The organism is Candidatus Accumulibacter sp. ACC003, assembly GCF_907163085.1.
In the GTDB taxonomy this organism is placed as follows: Bacteria; Pseudomonadota; Gammaproteobacteria; order Burkholderiales; family Rhodocyclaceae; genus Accumulibacter.
In genome coordinates this window covers 561,885-573,252 of record NZ_CAJQTX010000004.1, presented here as the reverse complement: position 1 = coordinate 573,252, position 11,368 = coordinate 561,885, and the positions used below count along the sequence as shown (strand labels likewise).

Here is an 11,368-nt window from a genome sequence, read left to right as displayed (position 1 = left end):
GCGCCAGCGCGCAATGAAGCTGCAGGTGGGGGCCGTCGCGTCGATTTCAAGCCCTGCTGAAGCCGCGCGCTCGTGCGCAGGCACCAGCGTCGATGCAAATGCGAGCCAGGCGCACGGCCTCAGCCGTCGATCGCCCGATAGGCCACCGCCACCACCTCGACCTCACGAACACCCACCGGACTCTGAAAACGTACCGTATCACCTGCGCGTGCCTTGAGCAGCGCGCGCGCCAGTGGCGACACCCAGCTGATCCGTCCACGCCCAGAATCGGTCTCGTCGACGCCGACGATCTGGTAGGTCTGCTCGACTCCGTGCTCGTCGCAGAGCGTCACCGTTGCGCCGAAGAAGACCTGCTCGGTATCCTGGCGGCCAGACGGGTCGACGACGTCGGCAAGATCGAGCCGCTTGGTCAGGAAGCGAATCCGGCGGTCGATCTCGCGCAAACGCCTCTTGCCGTAGATGTAGTCGGCGTTCTCCGAGCGATCGCCGTTCGACGCCGCCCACTGCACGACGCCGACCAGCTGCGGCCGCTCGACGCGCAGCAGCTGATCGACTTCGGCCTTCAGCCGCGCGTGCCCAGCCGGCGTGATGTAGTTGCGCGTTCCCGCCGGCAGCCGGAACGAAGGATCGACGCCTTCGCTCTCGCCGCCGTCATCATCGTCAGCTGCCGACTCGCTGGTGAACGCTTTGCTCATGCCGCTCCTGCCACGGAAACTGGCCAAGAATGCCAAGCCAAAAAAGAAACGGCGCAGGTCGGGAAACCTGCGCCGCCAACCTGCGCCGCTGGTCGATCAGTAGCCGATATTGAAAGCGGCGACGTCGATGCGGACCGTGTCGCGTCCCAGCGCCAGTGCCGTGTAGCGGGCGAAACGCGTGGCCCATTCCTGCCGGTCGACGAAGCGCTGCTCGCCGCCGTAACGAGCCACGTTGAGGATCTTGTCGATGATCAGGACTTTGCCCATCGGGTTGCTGGGTTCGCATTCCAGGTCGGCGAACTCCTTGTCAAACCACCGGCGCGCTTCTTCGGGAGACCCTGCTGCGAGTTCGGTATGGGGGAATTTGAACTCAAATTCCCTGTCCCGCCCAAACGAAACGATAATGTGATAAACCATCTGCCTCCTCCTGGCGGTGTTCCCACGTAACAATTTGACCCTCTATTCTATTCGTAAAAAGCCGCCCATGCCGCAAGTCCCGAACGCGCGCACAGAGTTTGTTGCCGGTGTCCGCGCCTTTGCTCCAATGAGCATGAGCATCATCCCTTTTGGCATCGTCTGCGGCGCCGCGGCGAGCACCGCCGGCATGACGCCGCTGCAGGCCTTCGCCATGAGCTGGGTAATTTTCGCCGGTTCGGCGCAGATCGCCGCCACGCAGCTGTTCGCCGGCGGCGCGCCACTGCTGGTCATTCTCGCCACCGGCGCGATCGTCAACCTGCGCTTTCTGATGTACGGCGCCTCACTGGCCCAACACTTCGGCTCACTCGACCGCCGCTGGCAGGCAGCAATCGCCTACCTACTGACCGACCAGGCCTACGCACTGACCGTCGTGCACAGCGCGCAGCATCCCGAGCGCCACCTGCAGTTGCACTGGTTCTATCTCGGTCTGGCTGGCGCCACCTGGGCGTCGTGGCAACTGGCAACGATCGCCGGCATCCTGCTTGGCAGCCTGGTACCGCCGAGCTGGTCGCTTGATTTCATCGTGCCGCTGACCTTCATCGCGATGGTCGTGCCGCTGCTCAGCGACCGTGCCATGCGCCTGGCCGCGGCCGCCGGCGGCCTGGCGTCGGTGCTCCTGGTGCTGCCCTTGAAGCTCAATCTGATCGGTGCCGCGCTGATCGGCGTCGCGGTCGGCGTCAGCGCTGAAAAACTTTGCGCTGAGCGTCATCAGCGATCGCGAAACGCCCGACCATGAAGCGGATGACCGTTGCCCTCACCGGCCGTGTATTTTCCGGCTGGCACGCCGCAAGCGTTTTACGCGCAGGGACGATGATCGCTGAATTCTCCGTCGCTCACTCCGCTCCTTCTCCAACAGCGCGTAACGCGCAGATTAGCGAGATTCGGGAGTCGCGGACGTGACTCTTACGATAAGCACCTCACGAGATCGCCAATGACACCAGACGAATATTGCCAGCAGAAAGCTGCCCGCAGCGGCTCGAGTTTCTACTACAGCTTTCTCTTCCTGCCGCCGAACCAGCGGCGAGCGATCACCGCACTCTACGCCTTCTGTCGCGAAGTCGACGACGTCGTCGACGAGTGTCAGGATCCGCAGATCGCCGCCACCAAGCTGGCCTGGTGGCGGCACGAGTTGCGCAACGTCTACGGCGGCCAGGCACAGCATCCGGTAACGCAGGCGCTGCAGGCCGCGAGCGCCGAATTCAATCTGCCCGAAGAGCAGCTGCAGGAAATCATCGACGGCATGGAGATGGACCTGCAGCAATCGCGTTATCTCGATTTCAAGGCGCTTTCGCTTTACTGTTACCGCGTCGCCAGCGTCGTCGGCCTGCTCGCCGCCGAGATCTTCGGCTACCAGGATCGGCGAACGCAAAAGTACGCGCACGATCTCGGCGTCGCTTTCCAGCTGACCAATATCATCCGCGACGTTGGCGAAGACGCACGCATGGGGCGGATCTACCTGCCGATCGACGATCTGCAACGTTTCGAGGTCACTGCGGCCGACATTCTCAACGCGCGCCACAGCGAAAATTTCGAGCGCCTGATGAGCTTTCAGATCGAGCGCGCCGAGAGCTACTACGCGCAAGCGCTCGCAGCGCTGCCGGCCAGCGACCGGCGAGCGCAGCGTCCGGGCCTGGTGATGGCGGCGATTTACCGGACGCTGCTCGAAGAGATCAAGAATGATCGCTGCCGGGTTCTCAGCCAGCGGACTTCGCTGACGCCGATTCGCAAGCTGTGGATCGCCTGGCGGACCTGGGTGCGTGCCTGAGAGTAGCGTGCGCGTAGCGATCGTCGGCGGTGGCTGGGCAGGCCTGGCAGCCGCCGTCGAACTGGCGGCTGCGGGAACCCGCGTCACCGTCCTGGAGGCGGCGAAACAGCTCGGCGGACGCGCGCGCAGCGTCACCTTGAGCGGCCAGCGACAGCGGCTGGACAACGGCCAGCACATCCTGATCGGCGCCTACCGTGAAACACTGCGCCTGATGCAGCAAGTCGGCGTTGCCCCGGCGCGCGTACTGCACCGCCTGCCGCTGCAAGTGAGCTTTCCGGGCTGCCGGCCAAGGCCTTTCCGGCTGCGCCTGCGACGCCTGCCAGCGCCCTGGAATTTGGCGGCAGGGCTGCTCGCCGCCCGCGGCGCGAGCTTTGCCGAAAAGATCGGCGCAGCGCGTTTCATGCGCTTTCTGCAGAACAACGGCTACCGGATCGCCGACGACTGCAGCGTCGCCGCGCTGCTCGACCGCCACCAGCAACATGGAAACCTGCGCCGCTACCTGTGGGAAACACTCTGTCTGGCGGCTCTGAACACGGCGCCGGAAGATGCCTCGGCACAGATTTTCCTGAACACGCTGCGCGACAGCCTCGGCGGTGGCCCTGCGGCAACCGACCTGCTGCTGCCGGCTGTCGACCTCGACCAGCTCTTCGCGGTCGCTGCCGCTGCTTTCATCCGCGCGCGTGGCGGCGAAATTCGCCTGCGCACGCGTGTAGAGGCGATCGACGACGGCTTCAGCATCGCCGGCGAGCGCTACGACGCCATCGTCGTCGCCGTCGACCCGACGCATGCGGCCACCTTGCTGGCGCCGCATCCGGCAACGGCAAGCGTTGCGCAGTTGCTCGCCGACTACCGTTTCGAGCCGATCGGCACGGTCTACTGCGCCTATCCGCCAGAGCTGCGCCTACCCTTCCCGATGCTCGGCCTGGCCGCGCAGGATGACGGACAGATCGGTCAATGGGTCTTCGATCGCGGCACACTGTGCGGCACGCCGGGGCTGATGGCCTTCGTGCTCAGCGGCCATGGCGCCTGGGAGGCGCTCGACAATCAGGCGCTGGTTGCCGCGCTCGACGGCGAACTCGCGACGACGCTGCAACGCACGCTACCGACTGTCGTCTGGCAGCAGGTGATCCGCGAACGGCGGGCGACCTTCTCGTGCCGCCCCGGGCTGCGCCGCCCGAGCGCCAGAAGCGCGCGGACCGGTTTGTGGCTGGCCGGCGATTACGTCTGTGCCGATTATCCGGCAACGCTCGAAGCAGCCGTACGTAGCGGCGTCACCGCCGCGCGGGGAATCCTCCGCAGCGCGTGACGCGCGCTCGACCGCGGCGCGGTCCAGACCATTCGGGCAGCCGCTGCCTGAACGGTCTGGACTTGTCGAGAGATGCCGAATCGTCAAAGTGACGACCGTTTTCGTCTTTGCCGACGCTTCTCGCCACGGCGAAGCAGGGCGATTTGTCAGTCGCCGACGCGGCTTGCCCGCCAAGGCGCCGTCAGCTGGCGCTGTTCCATTCATCGATGCGCACCTGCGCGCACTGGACGGCGCCTGCCGAAAACAACTCTGGGTGACGGACGACGACGACCTCGAAGGCATAGTCCTCAAGACCCAGCGCCTGCAGCGTGGTGTAGCCCAGGCTTTCAGCGTCGCGGTTCACGGCGCGCTCGACGGCACCGATGATGCCATGCCGCCGGATCATCTGCCAGGTATGCACGGCGCGCGTCGCTTTGCCGTTTTTGATCGCCAGCACGCCTTCGTAGGCATAGACGGCCTCCAGGCACTCACGTTCGGGGTCGGTGCTGGCGCCATATTTCAGCGCCCGCAACTCGAGCGCTCGCTTACGAGCAGCAACCGCCAGATCAGGGCGCCCTCTTTCCAGCACGTTCTTCTCGAAGATGGTGCACTCTTCGGGCGTCTTGAAGTTTGCTACTCGTTCGGCCATAAGCGACATAAAATTCCTCAGATATTGATGTAGTTGCTGCTTCACGGCGGTCAGAGTAAAAGGACTCGTTCCTGGCCGCCTGATGTTCAGACCTGCTCGACACGCCTAGCGCACAGGTCTGGTGCTGACTTCTTCGAGCTTCCCGACGTCCATCCGTAGCCGTCGAGCACAACGTGCAGCAATCTCCTCGTCATGGGTAACCAGAATCAGCGTGGTGCCACTCTCGGCGTTGATCGCAAACATCAGCTCAATGACCTGATGCCCGGTAAGCGCGTCGAGATTGCCGGTCGGCTCATCGGCGAGCAGCAGCCGCGGCCCGGGAGCAAAGGCACGGGCCAGCGCGACGCGCTGTTGTTCACCGCCCGACAGGTGCTTCGGATAATGCCGCAGGCGGTGCGCCAGGCCGACGCGCTGCAGCCAGTGCTCGGCCTCGCCGCGAGCGTTGGCCGCACCCGCCAGTTCGAGCGGCAACATCACGTTTTCAATGGCGTTCAGCGACGGCAGCAACTGAAACGTCTGGAAGACAAAACCCAGCAGCCGCCCGCGCAATACCGCCCGCGCGTCCTCATCGAGCCCCTCCAGGTGCTCGCCGGCAACGACCACCGAGCCACTGCTCGCCTGGTCCAGGCCGGCGATCAGGCCCAGTAGCGTCGACTTCCCGGAGCCCGATGCGCCGACAATCGCCACCGTCTCTCCGGCCGCGACGGCGAACGAAATCTCGTGCAGAATGGTCAACGGCTGGCCGCCGTTATCGACACGTTTACTCAGCCCACGAACTTCAATCACCATCTCACCGTCTGGGACCATGCTCCATTTCCTGAACTGCCGTTGTTTGCTGCTCGCCGGACTGCTGCTGCTGGCACCAGCTGCCAGGGCCGCGCCAACCATCATGATCTACGGTGATTCGCTGTCAGCAGGCTACGGAATCCGCCAGGATGCCGCTTGGCCAGCCTTGCTCCTACGCCGCCTACAAGAGAAAAGCCTCGATTATAGCGTCGTCAACGCCAGTATCTCCGGAGAAACCAGCAGCGGCGGCCGTGCGCGCATCGACGCCGCACTCAGCAAGTACTCGCCGAAGGTCGTCGTCGTCGCCCTCGGCGCCAACGACGGCTTGCGTGGGCTACCGCTGGGCCAGCTGCGCGACAACCTCACCGCCATCGTCGCCAGCGCGCAGCGGCAGAAGGCCCGGGTGCTGCTGGTTGGCCAGCGCATACCTCCCAACTATGGCGCTTATGCGAGCGCGTTTCAGCAGGTCTTCGGCGAAGTGGCGAGGACCCGCAAGACCGCGCTGGTCGATTTTCTGCTCGACGGCGTCGCCACGCAGCCGCAGCTTTTTCAGTCCGACAACCTGCATCCGACCGCCGAAGCACAAGCCCAGCTGCTCGACAATGTCTGGCGCGGTCTGGCGCCACTGCTAGAATAGCGGGTTGCCATCGAGGGAAATGCCGCCGCATGAAACACGACATCGCGACCATCGAACGCATCGGCCAACTTGCCGCGTTTGACGAGATCATCGACGTTCGCTCGCCGGCCGAGTTCGCCGAAGACCACATCCCGGGCTCGATCAACTGCCCGGTGCTCGACGACCAGCAGCGTATCGAAATCGGCACGCTCTACAAGCAGGTGTCGCCATTCGACGCCAAGAAACTGGGCGCGGCCTACGTCTCCGAAAGTATTGCCAGACATCTGCGCGCGCGCTTCCTCGACCGCCCGAAGAACTGGCGGCCGTTGATCGTCTGCTGGCGCGGCGGCCAGCGCAGTGGTTCGATGACCTACGTCCTGCGGCGCGTCGGCTGGGACGTGCAGCAACTCGAAGGCGGCTACAAGAGCTATCGCCGGCTGGTCGTCGAGAATCTCGCCGAACTGCCGCGTCAATTCCGGCTCAAGGTCATCTGTGGTGCGACCGGCAGCGCCAAGAGCCGCGTCCTGCAGGCCATCGGACGGCTCGGCGAACAGGTGCTCGACCTCGAGGAGCTCGCTTGTCACAAAGGTTCGGTGCTCGGCGTCCTGCCCGACTCGCCACAGCCTTCACAAAAAATGTTCGAGTCGCACCTGCTGACCGCTCTACAGGCGCTCGACCCACAACGCCCGCTCTTTGTCGAAGCAGAAAGCCGCAAGATCGGTTCGCTGCAGGTGCCGGCGGCGCTGATCGAAACGATGCGTGCCGCCGAGTGCTTCAACATCAACGCCTCGTTCGCCGCGCGGGTCGATTTTCTGCTGCGCGACTATGACTATTTCCTGGCCGCTCCCGAACGCCTGAACGCCTGCCTGCGTCCCTTGCGCAATCTGCAAAGCAGCGAAACGATCGGCCGCTGGCAGGACTACGCGCGCGACGGCCAGTGGCGTGATCTTGTCAGCGAACTGCTGGCCCTGCACTACGACCCGCTGTACAGCCGCTCGCAGGCGCGCAACTACAGCGGCTTCGCCGCGCCGGCAAACTTCGTCAGCGACGACCTGACGCCCACTGGCGTCGAGGCGCTGGCGCTGGCGCTCTGCGGCCGCTGATCGGAGCATGTCAAAGTCGCCCGGCAATGGCGCCGCGCGCGGCGCACAGACGCTGGACGATCGCTGGCCGTGGCCGTTCGATCTCGCCCTCCTCGAAAGCGAGCACCCGCCAGCCCCGCTGTTGCACGCGGCCGAGCAGTTCCTGCGAGCGCAGCAGAAATTCTGGATTCGACGGCCTGCCGTGACGCTCGTTACCGATCATGAAGGTCTCGTAGATCAATACCCCAGGGTCGGCGAGGCAAGCCAGCAGTTCGTCCAGGCGTGGGCGAAACAGGTAATTGCTGACGACGATGCCGGCAAATGACTGACCGTCGTAGGGCCAGGCGCCGGCTTCGAGGTCGGCGCGTCGCGCCGACACCCGGCCAAAGCCGTGCAGCGAAACAAGTGCCTGTGAATCCCGATCGACCGCTTCAACGCGGTAGCCGAGGCCAGCCAGAAAGCGTGCATGGCGGCCCGTACCGCAAGCCAGATCAAGCACCTCACCCGCTGCCGGAATCAGCCCGGCAAAGCGCTGCACCCAGACGGAAGCTCGAGATTCCTCGGGAGAAATTGTCATGCCGGGCCCTCCTTCATTTATCATGGTCGCTGTTTTTCGAGAATGAACGCATGCCACAAGACCACTACCAGCAGGGCGTCGTCGTCAGCGAGAACGGCCTCGGACCTTACCAGCAGAGCGTTCGCGTCGGCAAGCACCGCTTGATCGCCGACGAGCCCGAGCACCTGGGCGGCGACAACGCCGGTCCCGAGCCCTTTGATCTCCTGCTCGCCAGCCTCGGCGCCTGCACCTCGATCACCCTGCGCATGTACGCCGAACGCAAGCAGCTACCATTGGCAGGCGTCAGCGTTGAGTTGACGCACGACCAGATCGACGTCGCGGGCCACGGCAAACGCGATCGAATATCGAGAAAGATCACCCTGCAAGGCGACTTGACGCGCGCCCAGAGCGACAGCCTCCTGGCCATCGCCAACAAATGCCCGATGTATCGCACCTTACACTCGACGATGCTGATCGAAAGCGTCCTGGCCAACGGCTGCGCGGCAGAGATGAGCAGCTAAGCGACGCCCCGTGAGCACCTCGCGCCGCGTACTCTGTTCACCAAACCGTCATGAGCATCGTCGATCATGGAAGTCATCACCGAGCACGAGAGCGTGACAAAATGCCGCTACCGCAACCATCAAGCTGCAGACCTGAAGGGCAATCCGTGGTAAATTGATGCAGTGCACCAATAACCCGAAAAGCGCCTCTCAAACACGAGGTGAAAATCCCCATGCTAGAACATCACTACCTCACCACCCTGTTTGAACCCAAGTCGGTCGCTGTCATCGGCGCCTCCGACCGCGAGTGTTCGGTCGGAGCCGTGCTCTTCAAGAACATCCTCGATTCAGGCTACAAGGGGCGCCTCTACGCGATCAATACGTCGCACGAGACGGTGCAGGGCGTGCCGGCGTACAAGTCGATCGAAGAGATCAGCGCCCGCGTCGAACTGGCGGTCGTCGTCACCAGACCGCAAACCGTCCCCAGGCTGATCGAGCAATGCGGGCGCAGCGGCGTCAAGAACGCGATCGTCATCACCTCTGGTTTTGCCGAGGCCGGTCATTCGGGTGCCGCGCTCGAGCGCAAGATGATGGAGATTGCCAGGAGCTACGGCGTCCGCCTCCTGGGCCCGAACTGTCTGGGAATCATTCGCCCCAATCTCGGCCTCAACGCCACCTTTGCCAGCGTCCACGCGCACCCCGGCAATCTGGCGCTGGTTGCCCAGTCCGGCGCCATCTGCTCGGCGGTTCTCGACTGGGCAAGCAGCAACCACATCGGCTTTTCCAGCGTCATCTCGCTGGGTGGCACCGCCGACGTCGATTTCGGCGAAATCCTCGATTACCTGATCTACGACAACCGCACCCACTACATCCTGCTCTATGTCGAAGGGATTCGTGACGCCCGCCGCTTCATGAGCGCCCTGCGCTCGGCAGCGCGCATCAAGCCGATCGTCCTGCTCAAGGCCGGTCGCCACGCCGGCGGGATGGCGGCAGTCGAGACGCACTCGGGAATGCCTGGTGGTTCCGATGTCGTTTTCGACGCCGCCGTCCGCCGCGCTGGCGTCGTCCGGGTCAAGAACATCGGGCAGTTGTTCTACGCCGCCAAGGCACTGGCGTCGAAGTTTCGCCCACAGGGCAAACGCCTGGCGATCATCACCAACGGTGGCGGTCCGGGGGCGATGGCCGCCGACCGCGCCGGTGACCTCGAGATCCCTCTCGCCGAACTGTCGGCCAGCACCATGCAGGCGCTCAACGCGGCGATGCCGTCGACCTGGTCGCAGAGGAATCCGGTCGACATCGAGGGCGACGCAACGCCAAAACGCTATCACGATGCGATCCTCGCGGTCGCCGAGGACGAGCAGGTTGACGGCGTTCTGGTGATGCTTTCGCCACAGGCGATGACGCAGCCGATGGAAGTCGCCAAAGCGGTCGTCGACGTCGACTTGCTGACCGCCAAACCAATCCTCACCTGCTGGATGGGCGAAGAACAGGTCGGTGAAGCGCGCAGCATGCTCGAACAGGCCGGCATTCCTTCGTTCCGGATGCCGGAAACCGCCGTCGAGCTCTACTACCACATCTCGACCTACTACTGGAACCAAAAGCTCCTGCTGCAAACCCCGGCGCCGCTATCGAAAGATGCCCGACCGGAGACCGAAGGTTCCAAGATGTTGATCGACGCGGTCCTCCACGAACGCCGCAAGGTGCTCTCCGAAATGGAATCGAAGGCCATCCTGCGCGCCTTCCGCGTCCCCGTTGCGCAGACCATGGTCGCCCACACGCCGACCGAATCGCTGCTCCTCGCCGAACAGATCGGCTTCCCGATCGCCATGAAGATCGATTCGCCAGACATCATCCACAAGAGCGAAGTCGGCGGCGTGCGACTGAACATCACCAATGCCCCGGCGGTCCGCAACGCTTATCACGACATCATCGAAACCATCAAGAAGCGGCACCCGACCGCACGTATCAACGGCGTATCGATCGAACCCTACCTGGCGCGCCCGCATGGCCGTGAGCTGATGATCGGCGTCTCGCGCGACCCGATCTTCGGTCCGATTATCACCTTTGGCGCTGGCGGTACCGAAGTCGAGGTTTTCAGCGACCGCGCGGTCGCGCTGCCGCCACTCAACCGCTTCCTGGCGCGCGACCTGATCGCGTCGACGCGCGCGTCGAAACTGCTCGGCGAGTTTCGCAACATGCCGCCGGTCAACCTCGAAGCGCTCGAAGACGTCCTGCTGCACGTGTCGCAGATGATCTGCGAACTGCCGCAACTGCAGGAACTCGATCTGAACCCGCTGATCGTCGACGAAAACGGCGCCATCGCCGCCGACGCGCGTATCGTGATCGACTATGCAGCGCCGTCGGGCGACCGCTATTCGCACATGGCGATCCATCCCTACCCGGTGCATCTGATCCAGGACTGGGAACTCCCCGACGGCCGGGTGGTGACCATTCGCCCGATCCGCCCGGAAGACGCCGAGCGCGAACACGAGTTCGTCATCTCGCTATCCGACGAAAGCAAGTACTACCGCTTCATGGATACCATCCGCGAACTGACGCAGGCGATGCTGGTGCGCTTCACGCAGATCGACTACGACCGCGAGATGGCGCTGGTGGCGACGATCATCAACAAGGATGGCAAGGAAGTCCAGATCGGCGTCGCGCGCTACGTCACCAATCCGGACGGCGAATCAGTCGAATTTGCCCTGGCCGTTGCCGATGACTGGCAGAAACACGGCGTCGGCCGCAAGTTGATGGGTGCGCTGATCGCCGCTGCCCGCGCCAAAGGCTACCGCACCGTCGTCGGCGACGTCCTGTCGATGAATACCAAGATGTTCAACCTGATGAGCAAGCTCGGGTTCACCATCCACCCGCACCCCGACGATCCGGCTGTCAAGCGTGTCATCAAGCCCTTGAACAGCTAGCGCCGACGCCTGCACGCGGCCGGCCTGGCGGCG

General features: G+C 63.9%; 12 protein-coding genes. 7 read left to right on the top strand and 5 right to left on the bottom strand.

The features are described 5' to 3' along the window. Positions 1 to 119 precede the first annotated feature (119 nt). On the bottom strand, positions 120 to 695 hold the full coding sequence (gene greB / locus QZ656_RS09565; protein WP_291993162.1) for a transcription elongation factor GreB: 576 nt from the start codon (positions 693 to 695) through the stop codon (positions 120 to 122). A gap of 96 nt (positions 696 to 791) precedes the next feature. After that, positions 792 to 1,112 (bottom strand): hypothetical protein, encoded by a 321-nt coding sequence (locus tag QZ656_RS09560; RefSeq protein WP_291993161.1) that lies wholly within the window; start codon positions 1,110 to 1,112, stop codon positions 792 to 794. Positions 1,113 to 1,245: 133 nt separating this feature from the next. Between QZ656_RS09560 and QZ656_RS09555 the strand changes: the two genes are divergently transcribed. From QZ656_RS09555 to hpnE, 3 genes are all read left to right on the top strand, one after another. After that, a complete protein-coding gene (locus QZ656_RS09555; RefSeq protein ID WP_291993160.1) occupies positions 1,246 to 1,908 on the top strand; it encodes an AzlC family ABC transporter permease in 663 nt (220 codons plus the stop codon). A 195-nt stretch (positions 1,909 to 2,103) separates the two neighbouring features. Continuing rightward, positions 2,104 to 2,937: a presqualene diphosphate synthase HpnD gene (hpnD, locus tag QZ656_RS09550; RefSeq protein WP_291993159.1), complete on the top strand. Its 834-nt coding sequence runs from the start codon at positions 2,104 to 2,106 to the stop codon at positions 2,935 to 2,937. Beyond that, positions 2,930 to 4,243 (top strand): hydroxysqualene dehydroxylase HpnE, encoded by a 1,314-nt coding sequence (gene hpnE, locus QZ656_RS09545; protein WP_291993158.1) that lies wholly within the window; start codon positions 2,930 to 2,932, stop codon positions 4,241 to 4,243. Before hpnD ends, hpnE begins: the two co-directional genes overlap by 8 nt. A gap of 181 nt (positions 4,244 to 4,424) precedes the next feature. On the opposite strand, the gene QZ656_RS09540 is transcribed toward hpnE, so the two are convergent. Then, positions 4,425 to 4,880 carry a hypothetical protein gene (locus QZ656_RS09540; protein WP_291993157.1) on the bottom strand — a complete coding sequence of 152 codons (456 nt, stop codon included), beginning with the start codon at positions 4,878 to 4,880 and terminating at the stop codon, positions 4,425 to 4,427. A gap of 96 nt (positions 4,881 to 4,976) precedes the next feature. After that, entirely contained in the window at positions 4,977 to 5,678 is a 702-nt protein-coding gene (locus tag QZ656_RS09535; protein ID WP_291993156.1) for an ABC transporter ATP-binding protein, read from the bottom strand. On the opposite strand from QZ656_RS09535, the gene QZ656_RS09530 reads away from it, so the two are divergent. After that, complete coding sequence (locus tag QZ656_RS09530) at positions 5,677 to 6,294, top strand: arylesterase (RefSeq protein WP_291993155.1); 618 nt, start codon at positions 5,677 to 5,679, stop codon at positions 6,292 to 6,294. The two genes, QZ656_RS09535 and QZ656_RS09530, sit on opposite strands and share 2 nt — an antisense overlap. 29 nt (positions 6,295 to 6,323) lie before the next feature. Then, positions 6,324 to 7,376: a tRNA 2-selenouridine(34) synthase MnmH gene (gene mnmH / locus QZ656_RS09525; protein WP_291993154.1), complete on the top strand. Its 1,053-nt coding sequence runs from the start codon at positions 6,324 to 6,326 to the stop codon at positions 7,374 to 7,376. Positions 7,377 to 7,386: 10 nt separating this feature from the next. Here the strand turns inward: mnmH and QZ656_RS09520 are convergent, their stop codons facing one another. After that, positions 7,387 to 7,932, bottom strand: coding sequence for a class I SAM-dependent methyltransferase (locus QZ656_RS09520; RefSeq protein WP_291993153.1), 546 nt, complete (start codon positions 7,930 to 7,932; stop codon positions 7,387 to 7,389). 50 nt (positions 7,933 to 7,982) lie between these two features. Between QZ656_RS09520 and QZ656_RS09515 the strand changes: the two genes are divergently transcribed. Together QZ656_RS09515 and QZ656_RS09510 are read left to right on the top strand one after the other, a co-directional pair. Then, positions 7,983 to 8,432, top strand: coding sequence for an OsmC family protein (locus tag QZ656_RS09515; protein ID WP_291993152.1), 450 nt, complete (start codon positions 7,983 to 7,985; stop codon positions 8,430 to 8,432). A gap of 212 nt (positions 8,433 to 8,644) precedes the next feature. Then, a complete protein-coding gene (locus tag QZ656_RS09510; protein WP_291993151.1) occupies positions 8,645 to 11,335 on the top strand; it encodes a bifunctional acetate--CoA ligase family protein/GNAT family N-acetyltransferase in 2,691 nt (896 codons plus the stop codon). Positions 11,336 to 11,368: the final 33 nt, after the last annotated feature.

Bases quoted from the DNA above. Each gene is read 5' to 3' on its own strand.
- QZ656_RS09530 (WP_291993155.1), top strand. From the start codon at position 5,677: ATGCTCCATTTCCTGAACTGCCGTTGTTTGCTGCTCGCCGGACTGCTG.
- QZ656_RS09540 (WP_291993157.1), bottom strand. From the start codon at position 4,880: ATGTCGCTTATGGCCGAACGAGTAGCAAACTTCAAGACGCCCGAAGAG.
- mnmH (WP_291993154.1), top strand. From the start codon at position 6,324: ATGAAACACGACATCGCGACCATCGAACGCATCGGCCAACTTGCCGCG.
- hpnD (WP_291993159.1), top strand. From the start codon at position 2,104: ATGACACCAGACGAATATTGCCAGCAGAAAGCTGCCCGCAGCGGCTCG.
- QZ656_RS09520 (WP_291993153.1), bottom strand. From the start codon at position 7,932: ATGACAATTTCTCCCGAGGAATCTCGAGCTTCCGTCTGGGTGCAGCGC.
- QZ656_RS09515 (WP_291993152.1), top strand. From the start codon at position 7,983: ATGCCACAAGACCACTACCAGCAGGGCGTCGTCGTCAGCGAGAACGGC.
- QZ656_RS09560 (WP_291993161.1), bottom strand. From the start codon at position 1,112: ATGGTTTATCACATTATCGTTTCGTTTGGGCGGGACAGGGAATTTGAG.
- QZ656_RS09555 (WP_291993160.1), top strand. From the start codon at position 1,246: ATGAGCATCATCCCTTTTGGCATCGTCTGCGGCGCCGCGGCGAGCACC.
- QZ656_RS09535 (WP_291993156.1), bottom strand. From the start codon at position 5,678: ATGGTCCCAGACGGTGAGATGGTGATTGAAGTTCGTGGGCTGAGTAAA.
- QZ656_RS09510 (WP_291993151.1), top strand. From the start codon at position 8,645: ATGCTAGAACATCACTACCTCACCACCCTGTTTGAACCCAAGTCGGTC.
- greB (WP_291993162.1), bottom strand. From the start codon at position 695: ATGAGCAAAGCGTTCACCAGCGAGTCGGCAGCTGACGATGATGACGGC.